Raw genomic sequence first — 15,996 nt, 5'->3', positions numbered from 1 at the left:
AGAGGGGCAGCGCCGCCCTGCGCGACGCCCCCCTCAGTCCTCGTGGCCGAGCTGGAGGTCCCTCTCGGTGCGACCGCCGCCCGCCATCCGCAGGACCGTCGCCACCGGCGGGTATCCGGCCGCGATCACCGTGTACTCCCCGGAGGACAGGTCGACGAACCGGAAGGTTCCGTCGGACCCGGTGGTGAGCGTGTCGACCACGTTGCCCGCCGCGTCGAGCAGGGTGACGCGGGCGTCCTCCACGGGCCGACCGCCGTTCGCGCGTACGGTGCCGCGCAGGACGGCGCCGCCCGCCAGTTCGATGTCCTGCCGGGTCTCCCTGGCCGCCTGCACACTGACCGGCAGGGCGGCGGGCCGGAAGGCCGGGGCGCTGGCCGCGAGGGTGTACTCGCCGGCCACCAGCTCCGTGATCTCGTAGCCGCCCTCGCGGCCCGTACGGGTGGTCGCGACGACCTCGCCCCGTACGTCGGTGAGGGTCACCGCCGCCTCGCGGACCGGGATGCCGTCGGCCGTGACGACGGTGCCGGCGAGACGGCCCGCGCCGCCGAGCACCACGTCGAGTTCGACGGGCCGTTCGCCGACGGTGACGCTGACGGCCTGCGGCTGGTGACCGCCCGCCGCCGCGATCAGGACGTACGCGCCGGCGCCGGGCACGCTCAGCGCGTACCGCCCGTCGTCGCCGCTGGCGCCCCGTCCGGCCTGCTGCCCCTGGACGTCGATGAGAGTGAGGGCGGCCCGCGGGACCTTCGTGCCGTCGGGGTGCTGGACGTACCCGCAGACCGGCACGCCGGACGGGTGTCCGACCGTCACGGTGACCGAGTCGGTACGGGCGGCGGGGACGGTCGCGGAGTCGGCGGCCATGTCGGGGGTGGGGTGGGACACCAGCGGTTTCTCCTTGAGGAAGAAGGCGAGGAACAGGCCGAGCAGGAGGACCGGCACGAGGTACAGGAAGATCCGCGGCATCGCGTCGGCGTACGCCTGGATGTAGGCGTCGCGCAGCGCGGGTTCCATGGCATGGACCAGCTGCGGAGTGATCGACTCGGGGTCGGGGAGTCCGGCGCCGGAGGGGAGGCGTACGTCGAGGGCGTCCGAGAGCCGTCCGGCGAAGAGCGTCCCGAAGATCGCGGCACCGACGCTGCCGCCGATCTGCCGGAAGTAGTTGTTGGCGCTGGTGGCGGTGCCGAGGTCGGAGGGGCGCACGGAGTTCTGGACGGCCAGTACGAGCACGGGCATGACCAGGCCGATACCGAGGCCGAGAACGGCCTGCCAGAGGCTGTACTCCAGCCGGGAGGTGCCGGTTTCGAGCCGGGAGAGCAGCCACATGCCGACGGCCGAGATCCCACTGCCGAGCAGGGGGTAGATCCGGTAGCGGCCGGTACGGGAGATCAGCTGTCCCGAGACCACGGAGGCACCGACGATGCCGCCCATCATCGGCAGCATCAGCAGTCCCGATTCGGTGGCGGACGCGCCGTCGACCATCTGGAGGTACGTCGGCAGATAGCTGGCCGCGCCGAAGAGCGCGACGCCGATGACCGCGCCGACGAGCCCCGTGATGTTGAAGATCGAGTCGCGGAACAGATGGAGCGGAATGATCGGTTCGGGTGCGCGGTGCTCCACGGCGAGGAAGAGCAGAGTCGTTCCGGCAGCTCCGGCGGCGAGCCCCAGGATGGTGCGCGAGCCCCAGGCGTACTCGGTGCCGCCCCAGCTGGTGAGCAGCACGAGACAGGTGGACGCGGCGGCGAGCAGCAACGCGCCGAGGACGTCCAGCCGGGGGCGTACGGCGGGCTTGGGGAGCTTCAGCACGACGGCGATGACGGCGAAGGTCACCAGGCCGAAGGGGACGTTGATGTAGAAGCACCAGCGCCAGGAGGCGTGGTCGGTGAAGAATCCGCCGAGCAGCGGGCCCGCGACGGACGCCAGGCCGAAGACCGCGCCGATCAGGCCCATGAACCGGCCGCGCTCACGGGGCGGGACGATGTCCGCGATGATCGCCTGGACGCCGATCATGAGGCCGCCGCCGCCGATGCCCTGGATGGCGCGGAACGCGATCAGCTCGTCCATGGTGCGTGACCAGCCGGCGAGCGCGGAGCCGATGACGAACACGACGATCGCGAACTGGAAGACGCCCTTGCGGCCGAAGAGGTCGCCGAGCTTCCCGTAGATCGGCAGACCGATCGTGGAGGCGAGCAGATAGGCGGTGACCGCCCAGGACATCTTCTCCAGGCCGTGCAGCTCGCCGACGATCTTCGGCAGGGCGGTGGCCACGATCATCTGGTCGAGCGCCGCGAGCAGCAGGGTGAGCATCAGGCCGAGGAAGACCATCCGGACCCGGCCGTGGCTGAACTCCGAGGGGGGTACGGCCCCGGTGGCGGTGTCCGTGTCGGCCGGGGGCGGCGGCACGGTCTCCGGTCCGGCTCCCCCTGCGCCACTCGGCCCGTCCTTCACCAGAGTGATCCCACCCACCACGTAACGCTCCCCTCGTCGCACCTGCGCCGCCCATTTCTCGCATCAGGCAGCAAGGCGGGGCAAACGCGACCGGGAGCACGACCGGCGCATACGGAGGGCTTATGCGCCGGTCGGAGGCACTACGGCGCACAACCGGCCGTCCCGGAAAACCACCCGTTCCGGTGAGGCCGGCCGACAGCGCCCGGAGGCTACTTCTCGACCTCGGTGGCGAGATTCTGGAGCAGCTCGTCGTAGATGCGGCCAAGCCCCTTGGGCGCGAAGGTCCTCTCGAAGAAACCGCCGATGCCGCCGGCGCCGTCCCACACGGTCGAGACCACGGCCCGGGCCTTCCCCTCGCCGGCCGGGGTGACGGTCCAGGTGGTGACCATCGAGGAGTTGCGGTCCTTCTCGATGAGCTGCCCGTCGGTCGGCTCGGTGACGTCCAGCAGACAGTCACGGACACGCTTGCTGGTGGCCTGGAGCTTCCAGTGCACGAGGGTGCCCTCGCCGTCGCCGCCCTCGCGCACCTCGTACTCGCTGAAGTGCCCGGTCAGCACCTTGCCCCGGACCTCCTTGTAGTCGGCCAACGCATCGAACACCGCCTCCGCGTCCGCCGCGATGATCCGCTCTGTCGTTGCCTCGACCTGCGCCATGCCAGTTCCTCCACCACTCGACTGTTCGGGGTGTGCTGAGCCAACCACCTCGGGCACGCCCCTCAAAATCGGCCCCGCATTCCCGATCGGACCCCGCATCGCCTTCACGCACAATCGGTCGCGCACGATCAAGCGAACATGTGTTCTATTCTGTGCCCAGTGCTACCAGGGAGGCGTCCATGCGCTGGGACAATTTGGCCGAAAACACCACAACGGCCCGGAACAGCGCGCTCTTCGCCGCGGACGCGGTGACCACGCGCACGTTCGACACACCAGAATTCCGAGGCATCACCTTCCATGAGATACGGGCCCGGTCCATCGTGAACCGGGTGCCCGGGGCCAGCCGGATGCCGTTCGAATGGACCGTGAATCCGTACCGCGGCTGCTCGCACGCCTGCGTGTACTGCTTCGCCCGCAAGACCCACAGCTATCTGGACCTCGACACCGGGCTCGACTTCGACTCCCAGATCGTCGTCAAGATCAACGCCGCGGAACTGCTGCGCCGTCACCTCGCCTCGCACCGCTGGCACGGGGCGCACATCGCGATGGGGACGAATGTCGACTGCTACCAGCGCGCCGAGGGCCGCTACCGGCTGATGCCCGGCATCATCACGGCCCTGCGCGACCACGCGAACCCGTTCTCGATCCTGACGAAGGGCACGCTGATCCTCCGCGACCTGGAGCTGCTGAAGCAGTCGGCCGAGGTCACCGAGGTCGGCGTCTCCGTCTCGGTCGGCTTCACCGACCCGGAGCTCTGGCGCACGGTCGAACCCGGGACCCCCTCCCCCGAACGCCGCCTCGACGTCGTCCGCACCCTCACCGACCACGGGATCGGCTGCGGCGTCCTGATGGCACCCGTCATCCCGTTCCTCGGCGACAGCCCGGAGCAGTTGCGTGCCACCGTGGGCGCGATCGCGGCCTCCGGCGCGACCTCGGTGACCCCGCTCGTCCTGCATCTGCGGCCCGGCGCCCGGGAGTGGTTCATGCAGTGGCTCGGACAGCACCACCCGCATCTCGTGGCGCGATACGAGCGGATGTACGCGGACGGGGCGTACGCCCCCACCTGGTACCAGCGGCAGATCACCCGCCGGGTCCACGAACTGGCGGCCGAGTTCGGCATCGGCCCCGCGCACCGGGGCGAGGCCCGCCGGATCTCCGCGCCGGAGGTTCCGGTGCCGGTTCCGGACGGCCCCGGCGGCGGCCCCACCCAGCTGACCCTGCTCTGAACGCCACACGCCCGGCGTCACCCCGGCTCCGCGAGTCCTTGTCCAAACGGGTCAACTCTCGGCCCAACGTGTCCTTCCTGACCCGAATACGGGGAGCATGCGGCGGGGGCAGCGGCACCCTCGGCCGCGCTCCCTTCCACCTCGGGAGGCCGTATGACGAAACGTGCAGGAATTCTGGTCGCCGTCGGCGCGACGGTGGCGGGCCTGGTGTCCGCCACACCGTCCGCCGCGACCACCGGAACGGAATCGGGTGCCGGCGCACCGCGCGCCGCGCAGCTCACGTGGACGGACTGCGCGACCAAGTCGTATCCGACGATGCAGTGCGCGACGGTCCGGTCCCCGCTCGACCACGACCGTCCGTCGGGCCGTCAGGTCACCCTCGCGCTGTCCCGGATTCCGCACACGGCCGCGACCTCGCAGGGGCCGCTCCTGGTCAATCCGGGCGGCCCCGGCGGGAGCGGACTCTCGATGGCGGGCTTCGTGGCGTCCGCGCTGCCCGCGAAGGTCGCCGCGCAGTACGACGTGATCGGCTTCGACCCCCGCGGGGTCGGGAAGAGCACCCCGGCGCTGAACTGCCTTCCCCAGCACTTCGATCCGGTACGCCCCGACTCCGTACCGCGGTCGTACGAGGACGAGCAGGCCGGCCGTGAGCGGGCCGCGTCCTTCGCCGAGGCGTGCGGCCGCAAGCACGGGGACCTGCTGCCGTACATGGACACGGTCAGCTCCGCCAAGGACCTCGACGTGATCCGCGGAGCCCTGGGCGCCCCGCGGATCAACTACTTCGGCTACTCCTACGGCACCTACCTGGGCGCCGTGTACGCGAAGCTGTTCCCCGAGCGGGTCCGGCGGCTCGTGCTCGACTCCGTCGTCGACCCCGAGGGCGTCTGGTACGACGACAACCTCGGCCAGGACTACGCGTTCGACGCCCGCCACAAGGCGTTCGCCGCCTGGGTCGCGCAGCACGACGCCACCTACGGGCTCGGCCAGGACGCGGCGGAGGTGGAGTCCGCCTGGTACGGGATGCGCGAGTCCGTCAGGGAGCGGCCCGCGGGCGGCAAGGTCGGCGCGAGCGAGCTGGAGGACACCTTCCTGCCCGGCGGGTACTACAACGGCTACTGGCCCTACCTGGCCGAGGCGTTCGCCGAGTACGTCCGCGACAACAACGAGGAAGCGCTGGTCTCGGCGTACGAGAACTTCGGCGCGACCGGCGCCGGCGGGGACAACAGCTACTCCGTCTACACGGCCGTGCAGTGCCGGGACGCGGCGTGGCCGCAGGACTGGAACACCTGGCGCAACGACACCACCGCGGTACAGGCCAAGGCCCCGTTCATGACCTGGAACAACACCTGGTACAACGCGCCGTGCGCCTCCTGGCCGGTGGAGCCCCTGAACCCGGTACGGGTCACCAACCACGAACTCCCGCCGGCCCTGCTGTTCCAGGCCACGGACGACGCGGCCACCCCGTACCAGGGCGGCGTCACCATGCACCGCAAGCTGAAGGGCTCCAGCCTGGTCGTCGAACAGGGCGGCGGGAACCACGGCATCACACTGAGCGGCAGCACGTGCCTGGACGCGTACCTGGTGGACTACCTCGCCAAGGGCACCGTCCCGCGCGGCGGGGGCGGCCGGGCGGACGCGGTCTGCGAGGCGCTCGCCGACCCGAAGCCGCTGCCCGCGGAGAAGGCCCTCCGGAGCTCGGACGGCGCCGGCGGCGGTTCCGGCGGCAAGGCGCTGCACGGACTGCTCGGCTTCCGCGGCTGACCGCGCGGACGCCACGGCGGACGGGCCCGGCCTCCGGGCCCGTCCGCCTCAGCGGCCGGCCGGCAGCCGGCCGAGCGCCTCGGCCGCGGCTCCGCCGAGACGGGGGTGCGGCAGCGCCGCTTCCAGGACCGGGCGGGCCGCTCCGTCACCCAGTCGGCCCAGCCCCTCGACACAGGCGAGGGCGACCCGCCAGTGCGGCTCGTCGGGATGGAGCAGCCGGGTCAGCGTGCTGACCAGGGTGGGCACCGATTCGGGAGCGCGCAGATCGGTCAGCAGCCGTACGGGGTGCAGGGCGTAGGCCGTGCGCAGGGTGTTGGTGGCGAGCGCGGCGGCGGCCCGGGGCGTGCGGGGGTCACCCAGTCGGACCAGTGCGTACGCGGCGGAGACGCAGCGCTCGGGATCGCGGTGGTTGAGGAGGAGGACCAGGGCCTCGAAGGCCCGGCGGTCGCCTCCGCAGCCGAGCCGGAACGCGGCGATCTCGCGCGCCCACAGAGGGCGTGCGGGCTCCACGAGGACCCGGGCCAGCTCTTCGTCGTCCTCGGTGGCGAGGAGCCGGTCGTACGCCGCCGACTCCCCCGCCTCGTCGCGCAGCCGGTCGGTCAGCGACCGGAACTCCTCGTCCATGACGGTCAGCGTATCGGCGATCACGGACCGTACGGACCGCGAGGTCGCGCCCGGGGCGGGGAAAGTGTGGTCCAGTGCACAGCGGCCCAGGGCTGGCGCGCTCGTTACCCGCCGGTTAACCTCATCTGAGCGGGGCACAACCCCGCAGGCTCCGGTGGCCTGGTGACGCAGCCATCCGGAGTGCTTGTCGGTTCGGCAGCTTTGTGAGACGCGACTTCGGGACAGAGTCCGTCACCCTTCCCCGGCCGGGGTGCGCTTCGAGCGCCCCGGTTCGTGCACCACGACATGCAGCTCGCGCACGCCGCGCGCCGGTTCGTCTTCCTCGTGCGCTCCGTGCTTCCTCTTCAGTCGTCACTCACCCAGGAGTCCCGTGATGGACACCCCGCTCAGCACCATCGCCGTCGTCGGCCTCGGCACCATGGGAACCGGCATTGCCGAGGTCCTGGCCCGTGCCGGCCGCGAGGTCATCGGTATCGACATCAGCGACGAGGCCGCCCGCCGGGCCGTCGCCTCCCTGGAAGCCTCCACCGCCCGCGCCGTGCGGCGCGAGCGGATCACCGAGGAGGAGCGGCGCGACGTCCTCGCCCGGTTCCGCACCTTCTCCGACCTCCAGGCCGCCGCGGACGCGGAGCTGGTCATCGAGGTCGTGCCCGAGTCGTACGAGATCAAGCAGCAGCTCTTCCGCGACCTCGACGCGGTCGTCTCCCCGACCGCGATCCTGGCGACGGGCACCAACGCCCTGTCCGTGACCCGGCTGGCCGCCGAGTCGCAGCACCCCGAGCGGGTGCTCGGCCTGCACTTCTTCAACCCGGCGCCCGCGATGAAGCTGGTCGAGGTGGTCTCCTCGGTGCTCACCGCGCCGCCGGCCGTCGAGACCGTCACCCGGCTGGCCAGGGAACTGGGCAAGGAGCCGGTGGCGGTCGGTGACCGGCCGGGCTTCGTCGCGGACGGTCTGCTGTTCGGCTATCTCAACCAGGCCGCCGCGATGTACGAGGCGAACTACGCCTCCCGCGAGGACATCGACGCCGCGATGAGGCTGGGCTGCGGGCTGCCGATGGGCCCCCTCGCCCTGCTCGACCTGATCGGCATCGACACCGCCCGTACGGTCCTGGAGGCGATGTACTCCGCGTCGCACGACCGGCTGCACGCCCCGGCCCCGGTCCTCAAGCAGCTCAGCGAGGCGGGTCTGACCGGCCGCAAGACGGGCCGCGGCTTCTACACGTACGACGCGCCGGGCGGCCAGACGGTGGTCCCGGACGCGCTGACGCCGCTGGAGAGCACGGGTGCGGTCGCCGGCCGCGCGGTGCGGACCGTGGGTGTCGCGGGCTCCGGGACGATGGCCTCCGGCATCGCCGAGGTCTTCGCGAAGGCCGGTTACGACGTGGTGCTCGCCGCGCGCAGCCAGGAGAAGGCGGACACGGCACGGGGCCGGATCGCGAAGTCGCTGGAGCGCTCGGTCACCAAGGGCCGGCTGACGGCCGAGGCGCGGGACGAGACCCTCGCCCGGATCACCGCCGCCGGATCCCTGGACGCCTTCGTCGACGTCGACCTCGCGGTCGAGGCGGTCGCCGAGGACCTGGCGGTCAAGCAGCAGCTCTTCGCCACGCTGGACAAGGTCTGCCGGCCCGGCGCGGTGCTGGCCACCACGACCTCGTCGCTGCCCGTCATCGCGATCGCGCGGGCCACCTCGCGTCCCGAGGACGTGATCGGGATGCACTTCTTCAACCCGGCGCCGGCGATGAAGCTGGTCGAGGTGGTCCGCACGGTGCTGACCACCGACGACGTCCACGCCACCGTCCGCGAGGTCTGCGTGAAGGTGCGCAAGCACCCGGTGGACTGCGGGGACCGGGCGGGCTTCATCGTGAACGCGCTGCTGTTCCCGTACCTCAACAACGCGATCAAGATGGTCGAGGAGCACTACGCGACCCTCGACGACATCGACGCCGCGATGAAGCTGGGCGGCGGCTACCCGATGGGCCCGTTCGAGCTCCTCGACGTCGTCGGACTCGATGTCTCGCTGGCCATCGAGAAGGTCCTGCACAGTGAGTTCCGCGACCCGGGTCTCGCCCCGGCGCCGCTGCTGGAGCATCTGGTGGCCGCGGGCTGCCTCGGCCGCAAGACGGGCCGCGGCTTCCGCGAATATGCCCGTCGCTGAGAGGCGCCGGCGGCGGGCAGCGCGGAGGAAGGAGCGGGGCTGGGGTGCGTGCGTCGCAAGGCGGAGGATTGAGGCATGGCGGAGCCATGGTGATTGACGACAACGCCGCGAGGCGCGCACCCCAGCCCCGCGACGCCGCGAAGCCCGCCGCCGGCCCCTCTGAGCCGGGAGCCGGGTGGGGCGGGCTGCTGGGCCGTTCCGGCGGCCCGCCCCCACGGGCGCGTCCACCCGCACCGATGCAGTACGTTCACACCATGTCCCAGCCCGCCAAGTCCCTCCGTACCTCAGCCGCGCCCGACGCCCCGGAAACCGCCGCGGGCACCCGTGCCGCCGCCCAACGGCTCAAGATGCGCCGTGAACTGGCGGCCGCGGCGATGGAACTCTTCTCCACGAAGGGGTACGAGGCAACGACGGTCGACGAGATCGCGGGCGCCGCGGGCGTGGCCCGGCGGACCTTCTTCCGCCACTTCCGCTCCAAGGAAGAGGCCATCTTCCCGGACCACGACGACACCCTCGTACGGGCCGAGGCCGTCCTCAACGCGGCACCGGCGCACGAGCACCCGCTCGACACGGTCTGCCGCGGCATCAAGGAAGTCATGAAGATGTACGCGGCCAAGCCCGCGGTCTCCGTGGCCCGCTACAAACTGACCCGCGAGGTCCCCACGCTGCGGGAGGCGGAGATCGCCTCGGTGGCCCGCTACGAGCGGCTGTTCACGCGCTATCTGCTGGGCCATTTCGACGAGCGCGACCACCACGTCGGCAATGACGACCCGCTGCTGGCCGAGGTGGCCGCCTCGGCCGTGGTCACCGCGCACAACCACGTCCTGCGCCGCTGGCTGCGGGCGGACGGCCAGGGCGATGTGGAGGCGCAGCTCGACCACGCCTTCGCGATCGTCCGGGACACCTTCGGGAGCGGGATCGGCGCCGGCAGGACCGCGCCGGCCGAACCGTCCAGGACCCCGGCCGCCTCCGTGACCACGGAGGGCGAGGTGCTGGTCGCGGTGGCGCGGACGGACGCCCCGCTGGACGAAGTGATGCGCACGATCCAGCAGGCTCTGAAGGAGCGCTGAGCGGCGCCGGGAAACCTGGTTGCCCGGGTCTTCCCGGGCTGCTCAGCTGGCCGGATGGAATCTGAACGGAATTCTCTGCTCGCCCTGTTCGACCGCGAGATGCGCGAACACGCACGCCCCGACGGCCCCGGGGTCCGGGTCGAGCGCGCCGGTGACGTCGTACGCCAGGTCGGCGCGGCCGACGACTGGAACGGCGTCGTGTGGTCCGCCCCCGGTCTGGACGCCTCGGGGGCCGACGCGGCGATCGCGGCCCAGATCGCGTACTTCGGCTCGCTCGGCCACGGCGAGTTCGAGTGGAAGGTGTACGCCCACGACCGGCCCGCCGACCTGCCGGAGCGGCTGCTTGCGGCCGGTTTCGTGCCGGAACCGCCGGAGACCCTGCTGGTCGCCCCCGTCGCGAGTCAGCCGACCACCGTCGAACTGCCCGAGGGCATCGAGCTGCGGACCGTGACCGACGCGGCCGGTGTGGAGCTGATGGGCCGGGCCCACGAGCGGGCGTTCGGCACGGACTGGTCGCGGCTCGGCCACCAGGTGCTGGCACGGCTGGAGGAGTCCTCCGACGACGCGGACAGTTTCGTGGGGGTCCTGGCGATGGCGGGCGAGGAGCCGGTCAGCTCGGCCCGGATGGAGTTCTGCCCGGGCACGGGCTTCGCCGGGCTCTGGGGCGGCGGAACGGTCGAGGCGTGGCGCGGCAAGGGCATCTACCGGGCGCTGGTGGCCTTCCGCGCCGGGATCGCGGCGGAGCGCGGATACAGCCATCTCCACGTGGACGCGTCCGACCAGTCGGCCCCGATCCTGCGCCGGCTGGGCTTCTCGGAGCTGAGCACGACGACGCCGTACGTGTACCGCACCGCCCCGTAACCGCTCGTCGGCAGGACAGACCCTCCCGTAACGCCCATGGTGTTGCTCATGCGTGCCCTGCGGATGACAAGTGAGAGAAATTGTTGGCACTCGGTGCCTTGTCAGGTGTCACGGAGTGCCATACGTTGATGGTGTCCGGGCGGCCGGCGTGCTGGGACCTCACGTACGCCGGCTGTCCCCGCAAACCATGTGTTCGCGTGCCCGGACGCCTGCGTCACAGGCAACCCTTCTGCTCCACAGAGCAAGCCGAAGCTCCACCCGCCGAACCGACGGCACACCTCCACACCGCACCGCTCCCCCTGACCGCAGGGACCCCCTCAAGCGTTCCCTCGACGCCAGCTCTGCCGGAGGCATCACCGTGAAGGAAATCCTGGACGCGATCCAGTCGCAGGACAGCACGGCCGCAGACTTCGCGGCCCTGTCCATCCCCGAGTCGTACCGCGCGGTCACCGTGCACAAGGACGAGGCCGAGATGTTCGCCGGCGTCGCCAGCCGCGACAAGGACCCCCGCAAGTCGCTCCATGTCGAGAACGTGCCGGTGCCCGAACTCGGCCCGGGCGAGGCCCTGGTCGCGGTCATGGCCAGCTCGGTCAACTACAACTCCGTGTGGACGTCGATCTTCGAGCCCGTCTCGACCTTCGGCTTCCTGGAGCGGTACGGCAAGCTCAGCGACCTCAGCAAGCGCCACGACCTCCCGTACCACGTCATCGGCTCCGACCTCGCGGGTGTCGTCCTGCGCACCGGGCCCGGCGTCAACGCCTGGAACCCGGGCGACGAGGTCGTCGCGCACTGCCTCTCCGTCGAGCTGGAGTCCTCCGACGGCCACAACGACACGATGCTCGACCCCGAGCAGCGCATCTGGGGCTTCGAGACCAACTTCGGCGGGCTGGCGGAGATCGCGCTCGTCAAGTCCAACCAGCTGATGCCGAAGCCGCAGCACCTCAGCTGGGAGGAGGCCGCGGCTCCCGGCCTGGTCAACTCCACCGCGTACCGCCAGCTCGTCTCGCGCAACGGTGCGGGCATGAAGCAGGGCGACAACGTGCTGATCTGGGGCGCGAGCGGCGGACTCGGCTCCTACGCCACGCAGTTCGCGCTGGCCGGCGGCGCCAACCCGATCTGTGTCGTCTCCAGCGAGCAGAAGGCGGACATCTGCCGGAAGATGGGCGCGACCGCGATCATCGACCGCAGCGCCGAGGGCTACAAGTTCTGGAAGGACGAGCACAACCAGGACCCGCGCGAGTGGAAGCGCTTCGGCAAGCGCATCCGTGAGCTGACCGGTGGCGAGGACGTGGACATCGTCTTCGAGCACCCGGGCCGCGAGACCTTCGGCGCCAGTGTCTACGTCACCCGCAAGGGCGGCACGATCGTCACCTGCGCCTCGACCTCGGGCTACAACCACGAGTACGACAACCGCTACCTGTGGATGTCGCTCAAGAGGATCGTGGGCTCGCACTTCGCCAACTACCGCGAGGCGTGGGAGGCCAACCGCCTGGTCGCCAAGGGGAAGATCCACCCGACGCTGTCGAAGGTGTACTCCCTGGAGGACACCGGCCAGGCCGCGTACGACGTGCACCGCAACCTCCACCAGGGCAAGGTCGGCGTGCTGGCGCTGGCCCCCCAGGAGGGCATGGGCGTGAGCAACCACGAGCTGCGCGAGCAGCACATCGACGCCATCAACCGCTTCCGGAATGTCTGACATGAGTGGCCGCCCGAAGGACCGCCCGTGGCTCATGCGGACGTACGCCGGTCACTCGACGGCCGAGGCGTCCAACGAGCTCTACCGGCGCAACCTCGCCAAGGGCCAGACCGGTCTGTCGGTCGCCTTCGACCTGCCGACGCAGACGGGTTACGACCCGGACCACGTCCTCGCCCGCGGCGAGGTGGGCCGGGTCGGCGTGCCCGTCTCGCATCTCGGCGACATGCGTCGGCTGTTCCAGGACATCCCCCTGGAGCAGATGAACACCTCGATGACGATCAACGCCACCGCGATGTGGCTGCTGGCGCTCTACCAGGTGGTCGCCGAGGAGCAGGGCGCCGACGCCGGCAAGCTCCAGGGCACGACGCAGAACGACATCGTGAAGGAGTACCTCTCGCGCGGGACGCACGTGTTCCCGCCGGGGCCTTCGCTGCGGCTGACGACCGACATGATCACGTACACGGTCAACCACATTCCGAAGTGGAACCCGATCAACATCTGCAGTTACCACCTGCAGGAGGCGGGAGCCACTCCGGTCCAGGAGATCGCGTACGCCATGTCGACGGCCATCGCGGTCCTCGACGCGGTCCGCGACTCCGGCCAGGTGCCCGAGGAGAAGTTCGGCGACGTGGTCGCCCGGATCTCCTTCTTCGTGAACGCGGGCGTCCGCTTCATCGAGGAGATGTGCAAGATGCGCGCCTTCGGCCGCATCTGGGACCAGGTCACCCGCGAGCGGTACGGCATCGTGAACCCCAAGCAGCGCCGCTTCCGCTACGGCGTGCAGGTCAACTCGCTGGGTCTGACCGAGGCGCAGCCGGAGAACAACGTCCAGCGCATCGTGCTGGAGATGCTCGCCGTCACCCTGTCCAAGGACGCCCGCGCCCGCGCCGTCCAGCTGCCGGCCTGGAACGAGGCCCTGGGGCTCCCCCGCCCCTGGGACCAGCAGTGGTCGCTCCGTATCCAGCAGGTCCTCGCGCACGAGAGCGACCTGCTGGAGTACGAGGACATCTTCGCCGGGTCGCACGTCGTCGAGGCCAAGGTGGACTCCCTGGTCACCGAGTCCCTCGCCGAGATCGACCGCATCCAGCAGATGGGCGGCGCCATGGCCGCCGTCGAGTCCGGTTACCTCAAGTCCGAGCTGGTGTCCTCGCACGCCGCACGGCGGGCCCGGATCGAGGGCGGCGAGGAGAAGATCGTCGGCGTCAACATCTACGAGACGACGGAACCCAACCCCCTCACAGCCGACCTGGACGCCGCCATCATGACGGTCGATCCGGAGAACGAGGCCGGGGTCGTCGCCGCGCTGCACGAGTGGCGCGACAACCGCGACGAGGCACGGGCCACCGAGGCGCTCGCCGCGCTGAAGAAGGCCGCCGCGGGCACCGAGAACATGATGGAAGCGACGGTGGAGTGCGCCCGGGCGGGCGTCACCACCGGCGAGTGGTCCTGGGCCCTGCGCGACGTCTTCGGCGAGTTCCGGGCCCCGACCGGAGTCTCCTCGGCCCCGGTCGCGGTGACGGCGGAGGCGGGCACCCCGCTCGCCCTCGTCCGCGAGAAGGTCGCCCGCACCGCCGAGGACCTGGGCACCGGCCGGCTCCGCCTGCTGGTGGGCAAGCCGGGTCTGGACGGGCACTCCAACGGCGCCGAGCAGATCGCCGTACGGGCCCGGGACGCCGGTTTCGAGGTGGTCTACCAGGGGATCAGGCTGACTCCGGAGCAGATCGTCTCGGCGGCCGTCGCCGAGGACGTCCACTGCGTCGGTCTGTCGATCCTGTCCGGCTCGCACGCCGAGCTGGTGCCCGACGTGCTGCACCGGCTGCGCGAGGCCGGCGCGACGGACATTCCGGTGATCGCGGGCGGCATCATCCCGCCCGCGGACGCCGCCGCCCTGATCGGAGCCGGCGTCGCCGCCGTCTTCACGCCGAAGGACTTCGGTATCACGGAGATCATCGGCCGTATCGTCGACGAGATCCGGAAAGCCAACAAGCTCGACCCTCTGGAGGTCCCCGCATGACCAGCCCGTCGCCCGCCGCCCCCGTGAACCGCCTGCGTCCGCGCCGCTCCTGTCTGGCCGTGCCGGGCTCGAACCCGCGGTTCCTGGAGAAGGCCCAGGGCCTTCCCGCCGACCAGGTCTTCCTGGACCTGGAGGACGCCTGCGCACCGCTCGCCAAGGAAGGCGCCCGTCACCACATCGTCGACGCGCTCAACAACGGCGACTGGACGGGCAAGACCCGGGTCGTGCGGGTCAACGACTGGACGACGCACTGGACGTACCGCGACGTCATCACGGTCGTCGAGGGCGCGGGCCCGAACCTCGACTGCATCATGCTGCCGAAGGTCCAGGACGCCCAGCAGGTCGTCGCGCTGGACCTGCTGCTGACCCAGATCGAGAAGACGATGGGCTTCGAGGTCGGGAAGATCGGCATCGAGGCGCAGATCGAGAACGCCAAGGGCCTGGTGAACATCGACGACATCGCCGCCGCCTCGCCGCGTCTGGAGACGCTGATCTTCGGCCCGGCCGACTTCATGGCGTCGATCAACATGAAGACCCTGGTCGTCGGCCAGCAGCCGCCCGGCTACCCGGCGGACGCGTACCACTACATCCTGATGCGCATTCTGATGGCGGCCCGTACGCACGACCTCCAGGCGATCGACGGTCCCTTCCTCCAGATCCGTGACGTCGACGCGTACCGCGAGGTCGCGGGCCGCGCGGCGGCGCTGGGCTTCGACGGCAAGTGGGTGCTGCACCCCGGTCAGGTCGACGCGGCCAACGAGGTGTTCTCGCCCTCGCAGGAGGACTACGACCACGCCGAGCTGATCCTCGACGCCTACGACTGGTGCACCTCCGAGGAGGGCGGCAAGAAGGGCTCGGCCATGCTCGGCGACGAGATGATCGACGAGGCCAGCCGCAAGATGGCGCTCGTCATCGCGGGCAAGGGCCGCGCGGCCGGCATGCAGCGCACCTCCAAGTTCGAAGCCCCGGAGGCCTGATCATGCAGTTCGGACGCACATATGAGGAGTTCGAAGTCGGTGCCGTCTACAAGCACTGGCCCGGAAAGACGGTCACCGAGTACGACGACCACCTCTTCTGCCTGCTGACCATGAATCACCACCCGCTCCACATGGACAGCAATTACGCCGAGAAGACCACCGACTTCGGGAAGAACGTCGTGGTCGGCAACTACATCTACTCGCTGCTCCTCGGCATGTCGGTCCCGGACGTGTCCGGCAAGGCGATCGCGAACCTGGAGGTCGAGTCGCTCAAGCACATCGCGCCGACCTTCCACGGCGACACGATCTACGGCGAGACGACCGTCCTCGACAAGACGCCGTCCAAGTCCAAGAGCGACCGCGGGATCGTGTACGTCGAGACCAAGGGCTACAAGCAGGACGGCACCGTCGTCTGCGTGTTCCGCCGCAAGGTCATGGTCCCCACCGAGACGTACATCAAGGAGCGCGGCGGCGAGCAGCCCGGCCGCCCCGTCCCCTCCAACTAACCGCGTGA

Annotated in this window: 12 protein-coding genes; 9 read left to right on the top strand and 3 right to left on the bottom strand. The window is 70.6% G+C overall.

Annotation, left to right across the window (positions count from 1 at the left end; all coding sequences use genetic code 11):
* Positions 1–33: 33 nt before the first annotated feature.
* Together OG230_RS29550 and OG230_RS29545 are read right to left on the bottom strand one after the other, a co-directional pair.
* Positions 34–2,466 (bottom strand): MFS transporter, encoded by a 2,433-nt coding sequence (locus tag OG230_RS29550; protein ID WP_328906783.1) that lies wholly within the window; start codon positions 2,464–2,466, stop codon positions 34–36.
* 188 nt (positions 2,467–2,654) lie between these two features.
* Positions 2,655–3,098 carry an SRPBCC family protein gene (locus OG230_RS29545; RefSeq protein WP_328906782.1) on the bottom strand — a complete coding sequence of 148 codons (444 nt, stop codon included), beginning with the start codon at positions 3,096–3,098 and terminating at the stop codon, positions 2,655–2,657.
* Positions 3,099–3,277: 179 nt separating this feature from the next.
* Here OG230_RS29545 and OG230_RS29540 point away from each other — a divergent pair, with 179 nt between their 5' ends.
* Positions 3,278–4,324 carry an Rv2578c family radical SAM protein gene (locus OG230_RS29540; protein WP_328906781.1) on the top strand — a complete coding sequence of 349 codons (1,047 nt, stop codon included), beginning with the start codon at positions 3,278–3,280 and terminating at the stop codon, positions 4,322–4,324.
* A 153-nt stretch (positions 4,325–4,477) separates the two neighbouring features.
* Positions 4,478–6,085 carry an alpha/beta hydrolase gene (locus OG230_RS29535; RefSeq protein WP_328906780.1) on the top strand — a complete coding sequence of 536 codons (1,608 nt, stop codon included), beginning with the start codon at positions 4,478–4,480 and terminating at the stop codon, positions 6,083–6,085.
* A 48-nt stretch (positions 6,086–6,133) separates the two neighbouring features.
* Here OG230_RS29535 and OG230_RS29530 read toward each other — a convergent pair whose 3' ends face one another.
* On the bottom strand, positions 6,134–6,733 hold the full coding sequence (locus OG230_RS29530; RefSeq protein WP_328906779.1) for an adenylosuccinate lyase: 600 nt from the start codon (positions 6,731–6,733) through the stop codon (positions 6,134–6,136).
* 349 nt (positions 6,734–7,082) lie between these two features.
* Between OG230_RS29530 and OG230_RS29525 the strand changes: the two genes are divergently transcribed.
* The 7 genes from OG230_RS29525 to OG230_RS29495 all read left to right on the top strand — a co-directional run bounded on the left by OG230_RS29525 (position 7,083) and on the right by OG230_RS29495 (position 15,988).
* Positions 7,083–8,864, top strand: coding sequence for a 3-hydroxyacyl-CoA dehydrogenase family protein (locus tag OG230_RS29525; RefSeq protein WP_328906778.1), 1,782 nt, complete (start codon positions 7,083–7,085; stop codon positions 8,862–8,864).
* Between the two features lie 254 nt (positions 8,865–9,118).
* Positions 9,119–9,934 carry a TetR family transcriptional regulator gene (locus OG230_RS29520; RefSeq protein WP_328906777.1) on the top strand — a complete coding sequence of 272 codons (816 nt, stop codon included), beginning with the start codon at positions 9,119–9,121 and terminating at the stop codon, positions 9,932–9,934.
* Between the two features lie 54 nt (positions 9,935–9,988).
* Positions 9,989–10,795, top strand: a complete 807-nt coding sequence (locus tag OG230_RS29515) for a GNAT family N-acetyltransferase (RefSeq protein ID WP_328906776.1) — start codon at positions 9,989–9,991, stop codon at positions 10,793–10,795.
* 358 nt (positions 10,796–11,153) lie between these two features.
* Positions 11,154–12,491, top strand: coding sequence for a crotonyl-CoA carboxylase/reductase (gene ccrA, locus OG230_RS29510; protein ID WP_328906775.1), 1,338 nt, complete (start codon positions 11,154–11,156; stop codon positions 12,489–12,491).
* A 1-nt stretch (position 12,492) separates the two neighbouring features.
* A complete protein-coding gene (locus OG230_RS29505; protein ID WP_328906774.1) occupies positions 12,493–14,505 on the top strand; it encodes a protein meaA in 2,013 nt (670 codons plus the stop codon).
* Positions 14,502–15,482 carry an HpcH/HpaI aldolase/citrate lyase family protein gene (locus OG230_RS29500; protein ID WP_328906773.1) on the top strand — a complete coding sequence of 327 codons (981 nt, stop codon included), beginning with the start codon at positions 14,502–14,504 and terminating at the stop codon, positions 15,480–15,482. The genes OG230_RS29505 and OG230_RS29500 overlap by 4 nt, the downstream gene beginning before the upstream one ends.
* Positions 15,483–15,484: 2 nt before the next feature.
* The gene (locus OG230_RS29495) at positions 15,485–15,988 is read left to right on the top strand and encodes a MaoC family dehydratase (protein ID WP_328906772.1); all 504 of its coding nucleotides are present in this window, start codon (positions 15,485–15,487) and stop codon (positions 15,986–15,988) included.
* Positions 15,989–15,996 lie beyond the last annotated feature (8 nt).

The sequence above is a fragment of the Streptomyces sp. NBC_00234 genome (genome assembly GCF_036195325.1).
GTDB lineage: Bacteria > Actinomycetota > Actinomycetes > Streptomycetales > Streptomycetaceae > Streptomyces.
Note: the sequence above shows the minus strand (reverse complement) of the source record. Positions and strands in the feature narration are given on the sequence as shown.

Excerpts from the sequence above, each read along its gene's own strand:
- OG230_RS29545 (WP_328906782.1), bottom strand. The coding sequence starts at position 3,098 with ATGGCGCAGGTCGAGGCAACGACAGAGCGGATCATCGCGGCGGACGCG.
- OG230_RS29540 (WP_328906781.1), top strand. The coding sequence starts at position 3,278 with ATGCGCTGGGACAATTTGGCCGAAAACACCACAACGGCCCGGAACAGC.
- OG230_RS29535 (WP_328906780.1), top strand. The coding sequence starts at position 4,478 with ATGACGAAACGTGCAGGAATTCTGGTCGCCGTCGGCGCGACGGTGGCG.
- OG230_RS29525 (WP_328906778.1), top strand. The coding sequence starts at position 7,083 with ATGGACACCCCGCTCAGCACCATCGCCGTCGTCGGCCTCGGCACCATG.
- OG230_RS29520 (WP_328906777.1), top strand. The coding sequence starts at position 9,119 with ATGTCCCAGCCCGCCAAGTCCCTCCGTACCTCAGCCGCGCCCGACGCC.
- OG230_RS29515 (WP_328906776.1), top strand. The coding sequence starts at position 9,989 with ATGGAATCTGAACGGAATTCTCTGCTCGCCCTGTTCGACCGCGAGATG.
- OG230_RS29505 (WP_328906774.1), top strand. The coding sequence starts at position 12,493 with ATGAGTGGCCGCCCGAAGGACCGCCCGTGGCTCATGCGGACGTACGCC.
- OG230_RS29500 (WP_328906773.1), top strand. The coding sequence starts at position 14,502 with ATGACCAGCCCGTCGCCCGCCGCCCCCGTGAACCGCCTGCGTCCGCGC.
- OG230_RS29495 (WP_328906772.1), top strand. The coding sequence starts at position 15,485 with ATGCAGTTCGGACGCACATATGAGGAGTTCGAAGTCGGTGCCGTCTAC.